Source organism: Natrarchaeobius oligotrophus (assembly GCF_003841465.1).
GTDB lineage: Archaea > Halobacteriota > Halobacteria > Halobacteriales > Natrialbaceae > Natrarchaeobius > Natrarchaeobius oligotrophus.
The window spans coordinates 1-20,460 of the sequence record NZ_REFZ01000003.1; the positions used below are offsets into that span (position 1 = coordinate 1).

Sequence of the window (20,460 nt, forward strand, 5' to 3'; positions counted from 1 at the left end):
GAGAAAAATCCCGACAGCGCGATCAGGACCACCACCGCGAGCGCGCCGAAGATCGTCACCGTCGACTCCTCGACCTGGAGGCCCACCACCGGAACCTCGTACGCGGCAATCACCACCTCGACGGGGAGCGAAAACGCCATCGATGGTGGTGATTGGAGTCGGACCGGTTAACCGTTTACCATCTTCGGCGGACGTCGGAGTCGACGACACGTTTACCCGGCCGTTTCCCGAACGAACGCACATGAGCGATCGTTCCGATCCGCCGATTACGTTCTACCGGCTTCAGGGCTGTCCGTACTGCGAACGCGTCACCCGGACGCTCGAGGAGTACGACCTCGCGTACCGCTCGCGGTTCGTCGAGCCGTTGCACTCCGACCGCGACGTCGTCAAGCGCGTCGCCGGCGTCCGGACGGTTCCGGTGATCGTCGACGAGACGACCGGCGTCACGATGGCCGAGAGCGCCAACATCGTCGACTACCTCGAGTCGACGTACGGCGAGAACGGAAGGCTGGAACCGGCGGCTGGCGAGCACCAAACGACGGCGGAGGGCGACGACTGATGCCCGAGTTCGACGTCGTCTCCCTCGGATCCGCGGACGCGCCCGAGGCGGGCGATCGTGCACCGGATTTCACCCGACCGCTGGTGAACCGCGAGTACTGGGAGGACCGCACGCTGTCGGAACTGGCGGGCGAGTCCGACGGCCCGACGATTCTCGTCTTCACGCCGATGATCGGCTCGTTTCTCGCGACGTACCTGTGGGAGGAACTGGCCGAGCGCGGCTGGGACGAGCGTGCGGGCCAGGTCGTCGGCGTCACGGCGGCGAACCCCTACGGAGTCAAGCGGTTTCTCGAGGACGGCGAGTATTCGTTCTCGCTCTTTGCCGACCCCGGAAACGGCGTCGCCGAGTCGTACGACCTCGCCCACGACCTCGACGGCATGGCCGGCGTCGGCGAGCCACGCGTCGCGCTCTTCGCGCTCGCGTCGGATCTGACCGTCGAGGCGTCCTGGATCGCCGACGAGTGGCCCGAGTTTCCCGACTACGACGGCCTCGAGGAAGCGTTCGACCTCTCATAGCTGCCTGATCGCGGTTCCGATACCTCGTTCCTTCGTCGAACGATCCTCCGGCCAGTGATCGGTTCGCCCGGTTAGACGTCGTCCATCGAGGCCCGTCCTCCGTCGTCGTCGAAGACGTCCGTTCCGTCCCGACCGTTCGTAAACGTCACGCGAACCGTTTCGGGGTCCCAGTCGCTCTCGACGCGGACCAGCCGCGCCTGCGGTGCCCAGTCGTCGGTCTCTCCCCGCCGCCGGATGCAGACGTAACAGTGGACGCGGGCGTCCTCGCGGACGACGTGGGTGACGCGCGCGTCGCTCGAGCGGCTCGAGGAGCCGACGACGACGCCGACCGCGAACCCCTCGTCGAAATCCGTTTCGTCGATGCGCTCTCGGTCGTCGCTCGACAGCGCGACGTCGGCCTCGGCCGCGAACTCCGCCGGCGGCTCGAACCGGTCGACGTGTTCCGCCTCCGTCGCCAGTATCGCCCGGTCCCGGCCGATCCACCCGCCGAGGGACTGCAGTTCCAGCGCTTCGTACTCGAGTCGGTCGGCGCGAAACGACGGCCGGGAACACGTCGTCGGAAGGCCCGCCGCACAGCCGGCGAGCGTCGTCGTCCCGACCGCAGCGAGGAGGGCGCGGCGGCGCATATCGAGACCGTCGTCGAGCACGAGTAAGTGTCTTGTCGTGTCTCGGTCGGGCGTGGGCGCGTCTCGTCCCGTATTGCTCCGTCGACCGTAGACGGTACGCTTTTGCCCGCGACGCCGCCACGCGTAGGTATGGAGCCGGACGACATCGATCGGGCCGCGGCGACGATCCGCGAGGGGGGGCTGGTCGTCTACCCCACCGAGACCGTCTACGGACTCGGCGCGGACGCGCTCGATCCCGACGCCGTCGAGCGCGTCTTCTCGATCAAGGGGAGGGATCGATCGAAGCCGGTTTCGCTCGCCGTTCCCCGATTCGAGGCGGCGCTCGAGGCGGGCTACGTCAGCGCGACCGAGCGAGAGCGTCGGTTCGCCGACGACTTCCTCCCCGGTCCCGTCACCCTCCTCTGTGAACGCCGGGACGTCGTCCCGGACGCCCTCACCGCTGGCCGCGACCGGGTGGGGATTCGCGTCCCCGACTGCGAACCAGCGCTCGCGTTGCTCGAGCGCGCCGGCCGACCGATCACGGCGACCAGCGCGAACGTAAGCGGCGAACCGAGCGCCCGCCGCGTCCCGGAAATCTCCGAGTCGGTTCGCGACGCCGCGACGGTGCTCGACGGCGGTGAGACGCCGGGAACCGAGAGCACCGTCGTCGACCTCTCGACGGGGACGATCCACCGCCGCGGCGCGCTGGCAACGGACATCGAGGCGTGGATCGGCGACCGGTAACTCGAGCGACGCGCGATCCGCCACGAGGCGGTTGATGCGGCGAGGATCGTTCGGTCGATCCGTTCGCACTCGGGGTTTCGACGGACGCCCTGAAGGAGGGAGGCGACTCTTCCGACGGGGCGACCGAAGTTCGGTCAGAGCCCGACGCTTCCGACGAGCAGTAACGCGAGCAGGATGGCCGCGAGAACGAACCCGATCGCCAGCGGCACGTTCTCTCTCGCCTTTTCGTGGAGCGCCATCCCCTCGTACTCCTCGCGAAACGCCTCGAGGTTCCCCTCGTCGAAGAAGTACTTCGTCTTCAGCGCGAATCGCTCGGTGACGGCACAGCCGGTACAGACCGGCTCGCCCTCGAGGCGCTCCGTGCGGACGTGGTCGCCGCAGTTGAGACTGCCGCAGTTGTCGCAGTAGGTGATTTCGGCGTCCGCCGTCCCGCAGTGGACGCACCGCCGGAAGTCGTTCGTCACGACGGCGCGCTCGCGACCCGCGGCGACGTACTCGTACCGGTAGTCGTACTCGCCGAGCGACAGCGTCGCGTCGACGCGCGGGAGGGAGACCGGATCGATCGAGCGAACGGTCACGTCGGATCGATTCGGCGTGCAGGTCTTCTCGTAGTCGACGTTGTTATCCCCGGTGTAGTGGACGGTCTCGGTGTGGATCGCCCGGAGCTTGTCGATCGCCCACTCCTTGTAGGCCGTCTCGGTCCGGCCGAACCGCGTTCGGGAGACGTCGTCGAAGCGCTCCTCGAGGTCGGGTCGACGATCTTCGAGGTCGATTCGCGGCCCGTCGTGGTTCTCGACGAGCGACCGAATCGGGCCGCTCGCGACGCGAGGGCGGTCGTCTCGTCCAGCCGGTGGACGACGCCGACCGACGTCTCGAAGGTCGCGTTCGTCCGGGCGGTCACCGTCACGACCGGCTCGAACTCGAGGGTTGCGTCGGGGTCGGGGATCGACGCCGGCTCGAGGTTGGCGACGTCCGCGATCGCGTCGACGAGGGGCGCGCTCGAGCCGTTCGTCGGATGGATGGGCCGGAACCCCTCGTCGCAGAGGATCTCGATCCGTCCGTTGTAGAGGTTCATGCCGATGTCGTCGCCGATCTCCCGGAGGTCGGCGCCGTTGATCGGTAGCGACCACCTGTTCACCGCGTTGGTCATGGACGTCCCCGTCTTCGGTTCGGAAATCGCCGTCGACAAAATATCGCGATACGTGGCGTCAAAGGCGGCGATATAGCCGTTGCGATCAACGGACGCCGGTCATCTTGTGCGCTCGTGATTTTGGGAGCCAACGTGCTTTCGCCCGTGTCAACGGAGGGCGATCCAACCGAGATGTTCTCACATCGGTGTTGCTGTTTAGGTTTTGTTTATGATATATTTATAATCCCTAATATTTTAATATGTATATTATACATTAATAGATGGAAGAAAATAAACCATCCTATGTAGATGGTAGAGCGATATGCTAAGCATAGATTCAAGCAGATGATCCAACATTATTATACATTATTGACTTAATTAAATAGGGATAAGAAATAATATAATTCCATTCGTCGAATTTACTCGATGTCTGAAGATAGAGATGTGGTGAACCGGCGAAAAGTGCTAAAAAAGAGTGCCACCAGCACGGGTATTGGCATTATTGGGTCGAGTCAGTCAGTCTTTGCGGCAAGGAACACGAAATCAAATGAGCAGAAACAGTTAGAGAAATTGGATGAGGTACAGTTAATCCTTAACGAACTTGAGGAGGAGAAATTACCTGGCATAGAAAAGTTTGAAACGATTGAATCCAACTCAAGTGATGTTGTATTAACAAAGGTTGAATTCCCTTACGGGACAATGAGAGTTGGGAAGGTTGGCAATACCATAGAAGCTGCATTTGAATTTTCTGACAGTGAAAATAGCAATATATACAGCAGTAAACCTCCTAAAAAATACCGAGAAATTCCTGGAGAAGGCGGTTGGTTGTTGTCAGATGGTGATGAGATCGTGTTCCGCCGAAATGCAACTAGACAAGAGCAAGAGGCTGCTCTTGCTGAGTCCTCTCTTGAAGAAGATGAAGTAGTAGACGTTTACGCGGAATCTGGTATTGCTGGTCTCAAAATACTTTCCGTTGACGAGTCTGGAGATGAATTCGAAGTAAAAGAGTATATTGTACATTCAGACAGTGATTCTGCCTCTATTGTCTCCACTGAAATATCATCTTTAAAAGATACGGAACTCATTGCACACAGTTCTGCTTCTTCTGATGATCTTTCTACAAATGTTACGCACAACAGCGTCCCGGATCCAAGAGATATCGCAGAAGAATTTATCGAATCAGAGAGTATCGATGATCCAGTGTACGATTGTGGCACCCAACTTACATGGTGCGTACGAAGTATCGCTGTCACTACCTCATCATGCGCTCGATGCGCACCAGGTTGTCTCGGAAGTCCGACTGGTGTTGGTGCGGCAATCTGCGTTATTTGTGTCCTTGCTACCTGTTCTCACCTTATAACTGGAGGTGTGTGTATTGCTGCTATGGACTGTTTAGATGAAAACGGACATATATAGAATCGTTACTTCTCAGGCTTATCTGGCACTCTCTAGTTCAACATCTTTTGATGGCGTCTATCTGTCAGCGCCCACTCATCAAGATACCGTCAATTTTGTTGTGTGCTATAGTAATTAAACTTCTAATTCCTCGGCTTCCTGCTCCGACTGGGTTACGAAATCTGGGAGGTCCGCGACAAGCGAGACGCCTCCGCGACGCTGCAGACGATCGGCGTCTACATCGCCGTCGCCGGCGTCTTCGTCCACGTCCTCCAGCTCGTGATGCGGTACGTCCTCTCGCAGGACTAGCGGTCAGTTCGCTACCGGCGCTCGTCCTCGAGTCACTCACCTCGCGCCGACTCCGTTCGGGTCGTGTGGGCTCCGTTCGTGCGACGGAAATCGACGTCTCCGTCGATCGTCCGCGTGATCGCGTCCTTTATCCGTGCAGATCTTATATAGTGGTTATCCGATCGCCTGCGACCCGCGAGGAGTCTCGTCGGCGGTCTACGGGTTCCGCTACAGCGGACGTTGCTATCCCCTCTTCGCACCATGAGCCATCCAATCCACCGCTCGAGTGACGAGCTGCTCGGACTCGAGGCCGGCCTCGAAGCGCTTCAGAACAGCCCGGAGTTCGGCGGGCTCGTCGAGCCGGTCTCCGAACACGAGTCCTGCGATCACCTGGCGTTCATCTACGACTCGCAGTCCGAACAGTTCGCGACCGCGATTCCGTACATCAAACACGGACTCGAACGCGGAGAACGCTGCGTCTACATCGCCGACGAGAACGATACGTCGGAAGTGCTCGACGCGCTTCGCGAGGCCGACGTCGACGTCGACGACGCACTCGAGTCGGGCGCGCTCGTCGTGTACACCGCCCAGGACTCGTACCTCCGTAACGGCGCGTTCGATCCCGACGAGATGATCGAGTTCATCTCGGAGACGATCGAGGAGGGATCGACCGAGTACGCCGGGGTTCGGATCACCGGCGAGATGACGTGGGTGTTCGGCGACGATCCGCCGCTCGCGGAACTCGTCGAGTACGAAGGAAAGCTCAACGAACTGCTTCCGGAATCGAACGGGATCGCCCTCTGTCAGTACAACCGCACGGCGTTCTCCGCGGAGATCATCCGCGACATCGTCAAGACGCACCCGCACCTGATCTACGACGGCACGGTCTGTCAGAACTTCTACTACACGCCGCCCGAGGAGTTCTTCGGTCCCGATCAGCCCGAACGCGAGATCGATCGCATGATGGGGACGCTCCTGGATCGGACGAGAGCGCGCGTCGAACTCGAGAACCACCAGCAACACCTCGAGCACCAGACCGAGATCGCGGCCGATCCGGATCGCTCGTTCGACGGGAAGCTTCAGGACCTCTTCGAACTGGGCTGCGATCGGTTCGATCTCGAGCTGGGAGGGCTGGCAAAAATCGATCCGGCGAGCAACACCCTGGAAGTCGAAGCGGTCAGCGCCGAGAACGACGCGATCCAGCCCGGTGCGGAGTTGTCCCTCTCCGAGACCTACTGTCGCGCCACCGTCGCGAGCGAGGAGACCAAGGACGTGGTCGATCCCGTCGCCGACGGCTTCGCGGATACGCAGTCGTACGCGGAGTTCGGCTTCGAGACATATCTCGGCACTCGAATCAAGCTCGAGAACGCGTCCGATCGAACGTTCTTTTTCGTCTCTCCGGAGTCTCGCGATCAGACGTTTCCGGACGCCGACCGGGCGTTCCACCACCTGATGGGGCAGTGGCTCAAATACGAACTCGAGCAGAGACATCACGAGCGAAAACTCGAGGCGTCGAACGAACGACTCGAACAGTTCGCCTACGCCGCCTCACACGACCTGCAAGAGCCGCTCCGGATGGTGACGAGCTACCTGCAACTCCTCGAGAATCGGTACGGCGACGCCTTCGACGAGGACGGCGAGGAGTTCCTCGCGTTCGCCGTCGACGGCGCCGACCGGATGCGCGAGATGATCGACGCGTTGCTCGAGTACTCGCGCGTCGATTCCACGGGCGAACCGTTCGAGCCGGTGGAACTCGACGTCGTCCTCGGAGACGTGCTCAACGATCTTCAGGTTCAAATCGACGAGACCGACGCGACGATCACGACCGAGCAACTTCCCCGCGTGATGGGCGACAGCAGCCAGCTTCGCCAGGTCCTTCAGAATCTGATTACCAACGCGATCACCTACAGCGGCGACGAACCGCCGCGGGTTCACGTCGACGTCGAACGACGGGGGCGCGAGTGGGTTCTCTCGGTGGCGGACGACGGAATCGGGATCGATCCCGACGATCACGACCGCGTGTTCACCGTTTTCGATCGGTTGCACAGCCGCGACGAGTACGAGGGGACCGGCATCGGGCTGGCGCTGTGTCGGCGAATCGTCGAACGCCACGGCGGCGAGATCCGGCTCGAGTCGGAGCCGGGCGAGGGTTCGACGTTTTCGGTCACGCTTCCGGCGGTCGACGCTCGCGATCGGTAGCCCAGTCCAGTTCGTTTTTCAACGCCATCCGCTCGGTCTTCGGCTCCCGTCGCTTTCCGATCACCCCTCGAGGTGATCGAGCAGTACCGCCGAGACGCGATCCGGGTGCTCGTGGACGACCCAGTGGGTCGCGTGGGGAAACCGCGCGAGCGTCGCGTCCTCGCAGTACTCGAGGCTCGTCGGAGCGAGTTCGGGAACGAGCGCCTGGTCGTTCTCTCCCCAGACGATCAGCGTCGGCTGGGCGACGCGCTCTCGCGGCGGCTCGTCGTAGTGTCGGGCGCGCGCCCGGTACCAGTTGATCGCCGCGGTCAGCGCACCGGGTTCCGACCAGGTGCGACGATACCGTTCGAAATCCGCCTCGTCGAACGCGCCGTCGTTCGCCGGCTCCCGCATCGAGGTCACCAGCGCGTCGAAGTCGTTTCGCGCCAGCGCCCACTCCGGAAACCGCGGGAGCTGGAAGACGAACGCGTACCAGCTCTTCGAGAGCTGTCTCGGACTCGAGCGAAGGGTTCGTTCGAACGCCGTCGGGTGTGGTACGTTGACGATTCCGAGGCGGTCAACGACTCCGGGGTGGCGAAGCGAGAGGTCCCAGGCGATCGCCCCGCCCCAGTCGTGGCCAATGACGTGGGCTGTCTCTCGACCCTCGGCCTCCACGAGCGAGGCGACGTCCGCCGAGAGCGCGGACGTGCGGTACGATCGAACGCCATCCGGCCTGTCGCTCAGGTTATACCCTCGTTGATCCGGAATCAGCACGCGGTAGCCGGCGTCGACGAACCGGCCGACGTACTCGGACCACTCGTACCAGAACTCCGGAAATCCGTGGAGCAAGACGACGAGCGGATCGGCCGAATCGCCCGCCGCGACGGCGTGGAGCGTGACGCCGTTGGCGTCGACGAACCGACGCTCGGCCGACGGGACGTCCGGAAGCGGCGCGTTTGCCTGTCTCGATTCGGTCATCTCGTTTCCCCGTACTCTTTCGTCCGAGGCGTCATAAGACAACCCAATTTCTCGAGGATCGAACGGCGCGCGTTACGCCGGTTCGGATTCACTTTCGCGTGATCCGGCTTCGCCCTCGAGCGACGTCGCTTCGTCGAGCAGGGCGACCGCGATGCGTCCCGAGACGTGCGCGAACGCGTTCATGACGTGTAAAAACAGCAGGCCAGCGACGACCCCGACCACCAGCGCGGCGAGCGCCTCGGGGAGCGTTTCGATCGACCACGCGATCGGCTCGGAGTTGACGGTGACGAACTCGACCTCGTGGGGGTACCGAAGGGGCGACGTCGCCAGCGAGAGAACGGTGGCCAGCACGAACAGGAACGCGAGCGCGACGATTCCGATCCAGGAGCGCAACACCAGAAAACTCACGCTCTGCCAGGTCGACGGCGCGTCGAGGTAGCGTTTCAGCGTCTCCCACGGACCGGTTTTCGACGAGGAGCGAGCGTCCTCGGGCCGCTGCAACTCGAGGTCCAGCAACGCGTTCGCGAGGACGCGCTCGAACCCCGCGAGAACCCGAGAACAGATGACCGCAACGAGCAAGATTGCGACGCCGACTCCGACGACCGAGAGGATCGCGCCGAAGACGAAGCCGAACACCAACAGGAAGCCGTACGCGAACCCGAGCGGGATCGCGAGCAGGAGGTACCCCAGATTCGCGTACGTCCGACGCTCGAGGACGACCCCGACGAGGTCGACCGCCGAGAAGCCGCCGGTGCGTTCTGAACTCGTCGACGGGGACATACTCGAGAGCTGTCGCCGTACTAACCTGAGTGTTGCGTTAGACGAAGTCCCTGCGCTCGCGTTCGTAACCGCCAGCCTGAACGCGGATCAATACGGTTCGCGGTTCGGTGCGGGTGGTGAAATCGTGCGTGGGTTCGACGCCGATCGGCTCGAGTTCGATCGAACCGCTCGAAACCGACGGCCGAACGTCGGCGTCGAGCGCGTAGACAGATCGAACGCGGCGGGCGATGGAGTAGGAACAGGTGCGATCGACGTAGGAACAGATTCATACGGATTGCTGTAACGATTTACCGGCGCAACCGCCGCACGGGTCGCGGTTGCGCCGGAAATGACTTACAGTAAACCGTATCAGTCGATCTGTGACCGGGCCGGCGGTATCAGGCCCGCGCCGCGGCCGACCCGGTCGCGGCGATCGCCTCGAGGAAGAGTCCGATCCCGAGTTCGATCTCGCGCTCGGTCGAGTCCAGCGGCGGCAGCAGCCGGATGGTCTTCTTTCCGCAGCCGAGCGTGAGCAGCCCCCGCTCGAGTGACTCGGCGACGACGGCGTCGCGGCGCTCGGGCGTATCGAACGTCACCGCGAGCATCAGTCCCTTCCCGCGAACGTCCTCGACGTGGTCGGGCGCGTCGTCTCGAAGCAGTTCTTTCGCCTGCTCGCCGCGGTCGGTCGCGTTCTCGAGCAGGTCGTACTCCGCGATGGCCTCGAGCGTGAACGCGCCCATCATCGAACCGAGCAGATCGCCGCCGCCGAACGTCGAGCCCAGTCTGTTCTTCTCGTCGGGGAAGACGTCCGCGTTCGAGATCGTCGCGCCGACGCGCAACGCCTTCGCGCTGGCGATGACGTCGGGTTCGATCGGGTAGTGGTCCGAGGCCCAGATCTCCCCGGTTCGGCCGACGCCGGACTGGATCTCGTCGACGACCAGCGGGATGTCGTACTCGTCGGTGACCGCACCCACCTCCTTCATGAACGCGTCGCTGGGAAATCGGTAGCCGCCGACGCCCTGGATCGGCTCGAGGACGACGAACGCGATTTCGTCGGGATCGACGTAACCGCCCTCGGGTGCGAGCGCGTTGCGTAGCCGCGAGCCGCCGTCGGCGAAGAAGCCGCAGTCGCAACTGGCCGGCTCGCACGCGCGGTCGACACAGAACGGAACCGTCTCGATTCCGGCGATCTCGGGATAGTGTCTGGTGTAGACCTCCTTGGATTTCGTCACCGACAGCGCGCCGAGCGTGCGCCCGTGGAAGCTTCCCGCGAACGCGACGCCGTACTTCGCGGGCGCGCGACGGTCGTGGCTGATCTTCATCGCGTTCTCGATCGCCTCCGCGCCGGAGTTCGAGAGGAAGACGGTGTCCATCCCGTACTGACTCGAGACCGCCGTCAGTTGCTCCATCAGGTGACTCGAACCCGGCACCGACGATTCGTCGGGCGTCGGACCGGCTCCGAAGTACATGTCCTGTCCCGCGATCTTCAGGGGGTCGACGAGGTCGAACTCCTCGAGTTTCTCGAGGATCTTCTCGTTGTTGTATCCGAGCGGGGCGGCACCGATGTGACAGGTGAAATCCAACAGGACGTTCCCGTCGACGTCGGTGACGAAGGGGCCGTCGGCCGCACGGGTGACGTCCCAGACGAACTCGTGTGAGTACTCGCTGGGAGCCGCGTTCCGCCCGTGGAACTCGACCCACTCGCGTGCGTTCGGACCGGGGAACGCGCTCACGTCGGGCTCCGCCGTATCCCTATCCATACACAGATAATGTATACGTTATACATTAAAACTTGTTATAGATGTTCGTACCGGTTCGACCGACGGCGGGGATCGGACCGGGTGCGAACGCGCTCGGAGGCCGTCTCGAGGGGTGATCGACGCGAGAGACGGGCGACGAAACCGAGGGATCGAACAGTGACGAAGCGAGGAATGGTGGGTCAGTCGTCGCCCGGTTCGGCGCTCGCTGCAGGCTCGTCGCGCCGGTCACGGCCCGATCCGATCAGCACCGTTTCGTCCTGGAGCAACACGCGGCCGCGGTTGGCGCTGAAGTTTTTGATCAGCGAGACCATCGCGAGGAAGCAGACGAACGCGAACGGTGCGCCGGTGATGATCGCCGCCTGCTGGAGCGCGCCGACGCCGTGTTCGCCGCCGAGGATCATGAGGATCGCCGCGGTCATTCCGAGGATCAGTCCCCAGAAGACGCGGTTGATGTTCGACGGCTTCGCCTTCCCGCCGGTGGTCATCATGGAGACGGCGAGCGTCGAGGAGTCCGCCGACGTGATGAAGAACGTCGTCACGAGGATCATGAACGCGAAGATCAGCAGGGTACCGATCGGGATCGAGAGCCCGAGAACGGAGAACTCGAGGGCTTCGAACAGGATAAATCCGGAAACCTCCGCGCCGGCGTCGCCGGCGAGAACGGCGCCGAAGTCGGCGACGCCGTTGTGCTGGGCCCAGACGGCGGTTCCGCCGACGAACGTGAACCACGGAATCGTCGCGGCGGAGGTCGCCACGATGCCGGTGAACGCGACTTCGCGAACGGTTCGCCCCTTCGAGATGCGGGCGATGAACAGTCCCGCGAACGGCGACCACGAGAGCGCCCACGCCCAGTAGAAGACGGTCCAGGTGTTCATCCATCCCGTTCCACCCTCTTCACCGGCGCCGGTGAAGAGGCTCATCGACACGAAGTCGGAGACCATTCCGCCGGTCGCCTGCGTGCCGAGCAGGATCAGAAACAGCGTCGGTCCGGCGACGAACGTCGCGAGCATGAGCGCGACGAACAGCACCATGTTGAAGTTCGAGAGCCGGCGGATCCCCCTGTCGACCCCGAGCACCATCGAGATCGTAAACAGGAGCGTCATGGTCGTCACGACCAGCAGGATACCGGTGTTACCGAGGTCGATTCCGAACTGGAAGTCCATGCCGGTGACGAACTGGCTCCCGATGAAGCCGAGCGAGGTGGCGACCCCGCCGATCGTCGCGAACACCGCGAGGATGTCGATGATCTTCGCGGCCGGCCCGTCGAGGTTCTCGCGCCCGAGCAGCGGCGTCAGCGCCGACGAGACACGCAGCGGGACGTTCTCGTAGTTGTACGCGAAGTAGCCGATCGCGATCCCCATTATCGTGAACACCGCGAGCTGGGGCAACGCCCAGTGGAACAGCGTCTGCTGAACCGCGATCGACATCGCTTCGCTCGAGCCGCCGCTGACGTCGAACAGCGGTGACGGGGTATCGTAGTAGAACAGGGCCTCGGTCGGACCCCAGAACACGACGCCGGCGGCGAATCCGGCGGAGTACAGCATCGCGAAAAACGAAAAGAAGCTGTACTCCGGATCCTCGTCTCCCATCTTGATCTTGCCCCACGGACCGAGGATCAAAAACAGGAGGAAGACGACGATCAGGAAGACGATCACCAGCAGCGCCCAGTTGAGGTACTCGATGACCGCGTCGTGGACGGTTTCGATGCCGCCGGCGACGTAGCCCGGATCGATGAAGAACGCGACGATCACCGTGACCGTGAGTATCGCGCCGAACGCGAAGACGACTGGATCGAGTTCCTCGAAGAACCGACCGACCGCGCCCTCCTCTTCGGCGCTCACGAGTGCTCACCCCGACGATTCGAGCGGTTCGGTAGCGTTCTACGACACCAACCCCGACTGCCGTTTGCCATGCTTCGTAATGGCATACCGAAGTCGATGTGAGGAATTGGTATAAATATTTCCTTTTCGTAACCGAGATACACAGATTGTGTTTATTAAGTTCGGTTGCTGACGGTAACACAGACTACGCTCTCTCGTTGGTTTTTCCGTCCGCGCTGGAAAGAGAAGCCGTCTCTACGGCGGAAACGCGCTCGAACCAGCTCCTACGACGTTCGGATACGTCGGACGTCGTGGCAAACGTCAGTCGATAGTGGGCGTTCGTTCAACCACATCTCGAATCGGTCGCACGAAGCGTCGAGCGCACACGAATCGAACGAAATCGGGGTCAGCTTCTGCTCGGGACGTCGTTCGACGGACACGGTCGAGAAGCGCCAAATGGAGATCCTCAAGGGCTTTACCTGGCGAAATAAGACGATACAGGAGAGCGAAAACGATAATCGAAACGGCCGGAGTCGGCGACGAGTCCGTCGAGAGTCAGTTCGTGAGTTCCTCGAGTTTCCGCTCGCGCGCCGCTGCGCTTTCCGTGACGCGGTCGGTGTACTCGTCGACCCGATCTTTGATCTCCTCGCGGGTCGCCTCCGGCGAGAATTCGTCGGACATCGTTAGCAGTCGAACGAACGCCCGAAGTTCCTCGTCGGTCAGCTGTGCGAACTCCTCGTTCTCGAGTTTCTCGATCACCTCGTCGACGTCGATCTGACCGACGGGATCGACGTTGAACTCGACGTTGACCATCCGGTAGTTCGAGCCCGCGAGACGCTGTTCAGCCTTGCCGACGCCCTCCGAGAGCATGTCCTTGAACGGCGTGTGATACCCCATCGTTCCGAGATGGAGGAAGGCGAGCATGTCCGTGATTCCCTGCGTGTAGGCGTCGCGCTCTTCGTCGTCGGGATCGAAGACCGTGTTCCGGTCGCGCTCTTCCATGTACTCGAAGAGGATGCTGAAATCGAGAATCGCGTTCCGGACACGCCGGCGGATACGGTTTCGTTTCTGTTTTTTCGAGTGGTCGGTGTAGTCCGTCTTCCGACCGAGCAGAAAGTCGCGGTCGGAGGGTGTGAGAATACCGCGCGGCCGATCGGCGTCCGCTGCGGCGCGGAGGGACTCCGGCACGTCGTCCTGGCTCATACAGGGTACACGGGTAGCACCCGAATTAACCCTTCTGATCCGGAAAACGTGACGAGGTTTGGACAGGTTCTCCGGACGTGGGCGTGTCGACGTGCCGTCGGTCGATGACTCGCAGTGGCTCCGCGGGAGCGCCCGAAGACGGACGTATCGTCGGCGGCGAAGTCGATCGCGGAGGGAACAACGAGAACGGAAAACAGCGTCGACGACGAAGCCACTCGAGAGAAAGACGTCAACCGAACGTCGTTCGAGGCCGATTCCCGCGCCAGGACGGTGACACTCCGATCTACGGCTCGCGTCGGGAACACTCGAGAACCGCGTCGCTCAGTACGGAAACGCCGATCTCGAGGCTCTCTTCGTCGACGTCGAACGTCGGGGTGTGGTGGTTGGTCGGGTGATCGGTGCCGACGAGAAGGTAGGCAGCTAGCCCGCCCGACTCGTTGACGCGCTCCATGAGGTAGGTGACGTCCTCGCTGCCGCCGAACTCGGCGGTCTCGATCACGTCGTCGACCCCGGTCGTGCCCCTCGCGACCGCGCCGACGAGGTCTCTGAGCGCGGGATCGCTGTCGACGCGGGGCGACTCGCTGATCACCCGCGGAGTGACGTCGCAGTCGTGCATCTCCGCCGCGGCGTACAGCACCCGCTCGAGTTCGGTCCGCGTGTACTCCATGAGCGCCGTCGTCTCGCCGCGAACCTCCGCCTCGAGGGTGATCTCTTCGGCGACGACGTTGCTCGCGGTGCCGCCCTCGATCCGGCCGACGTTCACCCGGGTCATTCCGTCGCTGTGGCGCGGAATCGCGTAGGCGTTCTGGATCGCGGTCGCGGCGGCCTGCATCGCGTTCGCCCCCTCGTTCGGCGCTTTTCCCGCGTGCGCGCTCGCCCCTTCGAACGTCACCGTCAGGTGTGCCATCGCCAGCGGCTTCTCGACGCCGGCGACGACGGTGCCCGTCGGGTTGCCGAGGCCGACGTGGACGGCAAGCAGGTAGTCGACGCCCTCGAGGTAGCCGCCTTCCGCCATCGCCTTCCCGCCACCCGAAATCTCTTCGGCGGGCTGGAAGAACGTCGTGAACGTGCCCGCGAACTCACTGTCTTTGACCGCCTCGATCGTCCCGAGCGCCATCGCGATGTGGGCGTCGTGACCGCAGGCGTGCATGTAGCCGTCGTGCTCCGATCGGAACCCTTCGGCTGCGGGCCGGTGGTCCGGATCGTCGGATTCGGGAAGCGAGATGCCGTCCATGTCGACCCGGAGCGCGACGTGAGGGCCCTCTCCTCGGTCGACGACCGCGACGACGCCAGTGTGACCGTCCGCGGTCCGATCGAGGACGTCCGGCCGGACGCCCGCCTCGCGTGCGCGCTCGAGCCAGGGCTCGAGTTCCTCCACGTCGGGAACCGCCATGCGGGCGTCGGTCGACAGCACCTCCCGACCGACGGCGATCTCGTCGACGCCGATCCGCTCGAGTTCGGAGACGATACGGTCGGTCGTCCGAAACTCGCGCCAGCCGGGTTCGGGGTGGCGGTGAAACGCCCGCCGAAGGTCGGTCAGCCTGCGTCGTACGTCGTGGGACATCCGTTCCGGGCTAGGGAGAGGAACCACTTAATGCTGATCGATACGCGAATACTGTGTACGCCGACGGGGCGGAGACGACGTCCGCGGTCGATTCACGGATTCCGTCCGTGACGATTCGATCCCGAACGATGCGTCGATACCCGCACTTCGAATACTGAAAATCGGCTGCCGTATCCGGGTGGTGCCGCCGCCGTCGACGATCGGCACCCGCGAACGAGCGACGGCCGTACACGGAATCCGAACGCTACCCCAGATACGCGATGGCGTCCATCTCCACGCGAACGTCCTCGGGAAGTCGCGAAACTTCGACGCAGACGCGAGCCGGCGGTTCGTCCGCGAAGTTCGCGCCGTAGGCTTCGTTGACGCGCTCGTAATCCGAGAGATCGGTCAGGTAGACGGTGACTTTGACGACGTCCGCGAGGCCGTCACCGCCGGCCTCCTCGACGACCGCGGCGACGTTCTCGAGGACGCGGTCGGTCTGGGCCTGAATGTCGCCGTCGACGGGCCCGCCGGTCTCTGGATCGACCGGCCCGTACCCGGAGACGTAGAGCGTGTCACCGGCCCGAACGCCCTGGGAGTAGGGGTTGTCGCTGCGCGGTGCGCCGTCGGTTTCGATGGGGTGTGTGTCGGTCATGAGCGAGCGGAAGTTCAAGCCGCCTCGTCGGCGTGATCGATCGCCTCGAGGACGACGTCGAGGGCGGTTTCTGCCAGTTCGTGGGTGAGCACGAGCGGCGGGAGGAACCGAAGGACGTTCCCGTGTCTGCCGGCGGTCCAGACGAGCACGCCGCGTTCGAAGCAGTACTGCTGGACCGCGTCGACGAAGTCGCCGTCCGGTTCGCCGTCTTCGTCGACGAACTCCGCGCCGATGAACAGGCCCGCGCCCCGAACCTCTCCCAGTCGCTCGCTCGGGGCCTCGCGAAGTCGCCCACGGATGTACTCGCCGAGGTCTCGCGCGTGGGCGAGAAGATCGTGTTCCTGGATGTACTCGATGGCGCGAGTGCCGGCTCGCATGCCGACGACGTGGCCGCGGTAGGTGCCGGCGTGGTCGCCCGATCCCCACGTATCGAGGTCCTCGTGGTAGATCGTCGCCGAAAGCGGGAAGCCGATCCCGCCGAGCGCTTTGGCCGAGGTCATCACGTCCGGCGTGACGCCCGCCCAGTCGGCGGCCCACCACTCGCCGGCGCGTCCAAGGCCGCTCTGGATCTCGTCGAAGACGAGCGGGAGTCCGTTGTCGTCGGCGATGTCGCGAAGTCCCTGCAGGAATCCCTCCGGAGGCGTGACGATCCCGCCCTCGCCCTGAATCGGTTCGACGACGATGCCGGCCGGATTGGCCAGCCCGCCGTACGGATCCTCGACGATCGCCTGAACCTCCTCGAGCGCGTGGTCGACGGCCGCGTCGGGCGATTTGTCTTGTCGGAACGGGTATGGATACGGGGCGTGGACGACGTCGGGCAACAGCGGGGTGTAGCGTTCTTTGAAGCCTTTGTTCGAGGTGAGACTCATCGCGCCCGATGTCGGGCCGTGGTAACCGCCCCGGAAGGCGACGAGGCCGGTGCCGCCGGTGTTGTACTTCGCGAGTTTGATCGACGCCTCGATCGCGTCGCTGCCGGTCGGCCCGCCGAAGACGACGCGGTTTTCTCCGCGGAGGCCATCGGGGGCGATCTCGTCGAGTTTCTCGATCAACTCGAGGCGAGCCTCGGTCGGGAAGTCGACCGTGTGGACGAACTTGTCGGCCTGCTCGTGGACGGCCTCGAGAACGTAGGGGTTCGCGTGGCCGACGTTGAGGACGCCGATACCGGCGAACATGTCGATGTAGGTGTTGCCGTCGGCGTCGCGGACGGTCGCGCCGCGTCCCTCTTCGAACGCGATCGGAATGTCCTCGGGGTAGGCGACCGCGCTGCTGTCGATCTCGCGTTGTTTCTCGAGCAACGACCTGGTCTTCGGTCCCGGTACGTCGTCGACGGTCGGTGCGTCCTCGTAGTGGAGTTCGTCGATCGGCGGTCCTGCCGTCATACCTAGGTCCAGGTGAAACAGATACTAATAATTTGTCCACAGTATCTATGAAGCACATATACAGATATTGAATACGGTTTGGTCGATCGGGGCCGAGGCGTAGATCGGTTCGCAGTCGGTCCGCGCTCGAGGAGCGACGAGCGATCCAATTTCGGTGAGGGAAGTACGAAACGACTTACGTTCGGCTCGTGATGTCTGGAATATGATTCCGCCGATCGCGAACCGGTTCGTCGCGGGGGAGTCCCCCGCGGTGGCGCTCGACCACGTCAGACAGATCAATCAGCGAAACGTCGGGGCGATCGTCAACCTGCTCGGCGAGCACTACGAGGAGCGGCCGCCGGTTCGCTCCGACGCGGCCGAGTACCGGGCGATCGCCGGCGACATCGCGGGTTCGAATCTCGACGCCTGTCTCTCGGTCAAACCCTCCCAGCTGGGGCTCGATATCGGCGAAGACGTCTTCCGGGAGGTGCTCGAGGACATCGTCGAGACCGCCGTCGATCGGGACGTCTTCGTCTGGATCGACATGGAAGATCACACGACCACCGACGCGACGCTCGACGCGTTCGAAGACCTCGCGCGGGAGTACGGCACCGACGGGTCCGACGGACGCCTCGGCGTCTGCGTGCAGGCGAACCTGAAACGGACCCGCGACGACATCGAACGCCTTGCGGACGTCCCCGGAAAGGTCCGGTTCGTCAAGGGCGCGTACGACGAGCCGGCCGACGTCGCCTACGACGGGTCCGACCGTGTCAACCGCGAGTACGAGGCGCTGCTCGAGTACGCGTTCGAACAGTTCGACGGCGGCATCGCGGTCGGCAGCCACGATCCGGCGATGATCGATCACGCGATCGACTGCCACGACGAGTACGGCACCGACTTCGAGATCCAGATGCTCATGGGCGTCCGCGAGGACGCCCAGTACGACCTCGCGTCCGAGTACGACGTCTGGCAGTACGTCCCCTACGGCGGCCGCTGGAAGTCGTACTTCTACCGGCGGGCGACGGAGCGAAAGGAGAACCTCCGGTTTGCCCTCCGTGCGATTTTCGGCCGGTAGGCGAAATTCGACGGCGGTGGGATAACCGCGAGCAGCCGGCGGACGAGAGCCCCGGAACCCAAAGGGAAGGGCTCATTAGTCCCTGGTGTGAGTCAGAGAACATGGCTTCGTGGAAGCGGGACTTCGCCAGCGGGCTGATCGTCCTCGGCCCGATTCTCATTACTCTCTACGTCATCTACTGGATCTACGGGCTCGTCGCCGGGGTGACCCCCGGACTCATCCTCGAGGCCGAGGCGCTCGAGCCGTTCGTTCCGGGCGACGGCGACCAGGCCCAGCAGACGCGCGAACAGCTCGCCCAGTTTCTCCGCGTCATCGTCACGCTGACGGTTTTTATTATTCTCACGCTCTCGGTCGGCTACCTCATGCGGACGACGGTCGGCGGGTTGGTCGAGCGGGTCGTCGATAACGTCGCGAACCGGGTACCGGTGATGCGGGTCGTCTACAATGCCTCGAAGATGGCCGCAGAAACCGCCTTCGGCGAACAGGAGTCGCTACAGACGCCGGTCAAACTCGAGGTCTGGGAGGGGCTCCGAATGACAGCGTTCAAAACCGGCAAAGTGACCGAGGACGGACGCCAGGTGCTGTTTCTGCCGACGTCGCCGAACATCACGACGGGATTCGTCATCGAGGTCGAATCAGATCGAATCGAGGAACTCGACGAGGACGTCGAAGACGCCCTCACTCGCGTCCTGAGCGCGGGATTCGGCGACGCGGACCGAACGCGCGGGATGGACGCCGGCGTCTCCATCGACGTCGTCGACGAGGCCACGGCCGGCAAGCGAAACGAAAAAGCGGACGCCGACGACGACTGATCGCCAGGCAGGGGAGAAACCGAGCCGGGTTCGACCCCAGTTTCGAGCGTTCGGTTGCCGACTCGGCGTCGAAGGCGACGGGCGGAAGTTACAGCGGTAGCGAGACGAAAGCCCACCGGATTTCGCCGTAGTGAGGGCGTCAGACGTAGGTGAACCACTCGTCGTACTCGTCGGTCTCGCGCTCGACGACCTCGAAAAAGCGCGACTGGACCTCCTCGGTGATCGGACCGCGCGAGCCGTCGCCGACGACGACGTTGTCGACTTTTCTGATGGGCGTCACCTCGGCGGCGGAGCCGGTAAAGAACAGTTCGTCGGCCGTGTTGAGTTCGCCCCGCGAGATCGAGACGTTGTCGTGGACCGTGTAGCCGAGGTCCTCCGCGAGCGTGATCACGGTGTCGCGGGTGATGCCGTCCAGGATCGACTCGGAGAGACCGGGCGTGTAGATCTCGCCGTCGCGAACGAGGAAGATGTTCTCGCCGGGGCCTTCCGCGACGTTCCCCTCCTTGTTGAGGACGATCGCCTCGGCGTAGCCGTTGCGTCGAGCCTCCTCGCCGGCGAGCATGCTGTTGACGTACAGACCCGTCGTCTTCGCGTTCGTCGGGATCTGGCTCGAGGCGTGCTTGCGCCACGAGGAGATCATCACGTCGATCCCCCGTTCGATGGCCTCCTCGCCGAGGTAGGCTCCCCAGGGCCAGACGGCGATCGCGGTTTTCGTCGGGCAGTTCCGCGGACTCACGCCGAGGGAGTCGTAGCCGTAGAAGGCGATCGGACGGATGTAACACGAGGGAAGTTCCTGACGACGGATGAGTTCGATCGTCGCCTCGGTGAGTTCTTCCACCGTGTGGTCGATCTCCATCTCGTAGGGCTTTGCGGACTGATAGAGCCGCTCTAGGTGCTCTTCCCAGCGGAAGATCGCGGGCCCCTGTGCCGTGTCGTAACAGCGGGCTCCTTCGAACACCCCGCTTCCGTAGTGGAGTCCGTGCGTGAGCACGTGGATCTGCGCCTCGTCCCAGTCGACGAACTCGCCGTCCATCCAGATCGTGTCGACGTCCATCTCGTCGAATCCCATGATCGAGTGTGTTGA

General features: G+C 63.3%; 17 protein-coding genes and 1 pseudogene. 7 read left to right on the forward strand and 11 right to left on the reverse strand.

The window, feature by feature from the left end; all coding sequences use genetic code 11:
• Window positions 1-241: 241 nt before the first annotated feature.
• Entirely contained in the window at window positions 242-559 is a 318-nt protein-coding gene (locus tag EA472_RS04970) for a glutathione S-transferase N-terminal domain-containing protein (protein WP_124190417.1), read from the forward strand.
• Window positions 559-1,074, forward strand: coding sequence for a redoxin domain-containing protein (locus EA472_RS04975; RefSeq protein WP_124190418.1), 516 nt, complete (start codon window positions 559-561; stop codon window positions 1,072-1,074). The genes EA472_RS04970 and EA472_RS04975 overlap by 1 nt, the downstream gene beginning before the upstream one ends.
• A 71-nt stretch (window positions 1,075-1,145) precedes the next feature.
• Here the strand turns inward: EA472_RS04975 and EA472_RS04980 are convergent, their stop codons facing one another.
• Window positions 1,146-1,700 (reverse strand): hypothetical protein, encoded by a 555-nt coding sequence (locus EA472_RS04980; RefSeq protein ID WP_124190419.1) that lies wholly within the window; start codon window positions 1,698-1,700, stop codon window positions 1,146-1,148.
• Window positions 1,701-1,829: 129 nt separating this feature from the next.
• On the opposite strand from EA472_RS04980, the gene EA472_RS04985 reads away from it, so the two are divergent.
• Complete coding sequence (locus EA472_RS04985) at window positions 1,830-2,423, forward strand: L-threonylcarbamoyladenylate synthase (RefSeq protein ID WP_124190420.1); 594 nt, start codon at window positions 1,830-1,832, stop codon at window positions 2,421-2,423.
• Between the two features lie 134 nt (window positions 2,424-2,557).
• Here EA472_RS04985 and EA472_RS22950 read toward each other — a convergent pair.
• A pseudogene (locus EA472_RS22950) lies at window positions 2,558-3,540 on the reverse strand (restriction endonuclease); the annotation flags it as partial.
• Between the two features lie 438 nt (window positions 3,541-3,978).
• Between EA472_RS22950 and EA472_RS05000 the strand changes: the two are divergent.
• Both EA472_RS05000 and EA472_RS05005 read left to right on the forward strand, forming a co-directional pair.
• Window positions 3,979-4,968 carry a hypothetical protein gene (locus EA472_RS05000; protein ID WP_124190423.1) on the forward strand — a complete coding sequence of 330 codons (990 nt, stop codon included), beginning with the start codon at window positions 3,979-3,981 and terminating at the stop codon, window positions 4,966-4,968.
• Between the two features lie 528 nt (window positions 4,969-5,496).
• Window positions 5,497-7,434 carry an MEDS domain-containing protein gene (locus EA472_RS05005; RefSeq protein WP_124190424.1) on the forward strand — a complete coding sequence of 646 codons (1,938 nt, stop codon included), beginning with the start codon at window positions 5,497-5,499 and terminating at the stop codon, window positions 7,432-7,434.
• 60 nt (window positions 7,435-7,494) lie between these two features.
• On the opposite strand, the gene EA472_RS05010 is transcribed toward EA472_RS05005, so the two are convergent.
• The 8 genes from EA472_RS05010 to EA472_RS05050 form a co-directional block, all read right to left on the reverse strand.
• On the reverse strand, window positions 7,495-8,391 hold the full coding sequence (locus EA472_RS05010) for an alpha/beta fold hydrolase (RefSeq protein WP_124190425.1): 897 nt from the start codon (window positions 8,389-8,391) through the stop codon (window positions 7,495-7,497).
• Between the two features lie 72 nt (window positions 8,392-8,463).
• Entirely contained in the window at window positions 8,464-9,171 is a 708-nt protein-coding gene (locus EA472_RS05015) for a sensor domain-containing protein (protein WP_124190426.1), read from the reverse strand.
• 377 nt (window positions 9,172-9,548) lie between these two features.
• Window positions 9,549-10,910, reverse strand: coding sequence for an aminotransferase class III-fold pyridoxal phosphate-dependent enzyme (locus EA472_RS05025; protein WP_124190427.1), 1,362 nt, complete (start codon window positions 10,908-10,910; stop codon window positions 9,549-9,551).
• Between the two features lie 179 nt (window positions 10,911-11,089).
• Window positions 11,090-12,751, reverse strand: coding sequence for a BCCT family transporter (locus EA472_RS05030; RefSeq protein ID WP_124190428.1), 1,662 nt, complete (start codon window positions 12,749-12,751; stop codon window positions 11,090-11,092).
• A 534-nt stretch (window positions 12,752-13,285) separates the two neighbouring features.
• Window positions 13,286-13,933 carry a hypothetical protein gene (locus EA472_RS05035; protein WP_124190429.1) on the reverse strand — a complete coding sequence of 216 codons (648 nt, stop codon included), beginning with the start codon at window positions 13,931-13,933 and terminating at the stop codon, window positions 13,286-13,288.
• A 283-nt stretch (window positions 13,934-14,216) separates the two neighbouring features.
• Complete coding sequence (locus tag EA472_RS05040) at window positions 14,217-15,497, reverse strand: amidohydrolase (RefSeq protein WP_124190430.1); 1,281 nt, start codon at window positions 15,495-15,497, stop codon at window positions 14,217-14,219.
• 244 nt (window positions 15,498-15,741) lie between these two features.
• Window positions 15,742-16,131 carry a Rid family detoxifying hydrolase gene (locus EA472_RS05045; RefSeq protein ID WP_124190431.1) on the reverse strand — a complete coding sequence of 130 codons (390 nt, stop codon included), beginning with the start codon at window positions 16,129-16,131 and terminating at the stop codon, window positions 15,742-15,744.
• A gap of 14 nt (window positions 16,132-16,145) precedes the next feature.
• Window positions 16,146-17,510: an aspartate aminotransferase family protein gene (locus tag EA472_RS05050; RefSeq protein ID WP_124190432.1), complete on the reverse strand. Its 1,365-nt coding sequence runs from the start codon at window positions 17,508-17,510 to the stop codon at window positions 16,146-16,148.
• 202 nt (window positions 17,511-17,712) lie between these two features.
• Here EA472_RS05050 and EA472_RS05055 point away from each other — a divergent pair, with 202 nt between their 5' ends.
• Entirely contained in the window at window positions 17,713-18,564 is an 852-nt protein-coding gene (locus tag EA472_RS05055; protein ID WP_124190433.1) for a proline dehydrogenase family protein, read from the forward strand.
• Between the two features lie 101 nt (window positions 18,565-18,665).
• Window positions 18,666-19,376 carry a DUF502 domain-containing protein gene (locus tag EA472_RS05060; RefSeq protein ID WP_124190434.1) on the forward strand — a complete coding sequence of 237 codons (711 nt, stop codon included), beginning with the start codon at window positions 18,666-18,668 and terminating at the stop codon, window positions 19,374-19,376.
• Between the two features lie 139 nt (window positions 19,377-19,515).
• On the opposite strand, the gene EA472_RS05065 is transcribed toward EA472_RS05060, so the two are convergent.
• A complete protein-coding gene (locus tag EA472_RS05065) occupies window positions 19,516-20,445 on the reverse strand; it encodes a branched-chain amino acid transaminase (RefSeq protein ID WP_124190435.1) in 930 nt (309 codons plus the stop codon).
• Between the last annotated feature and the right edge of the window lie 15 nt (window positions 20,446-20,460).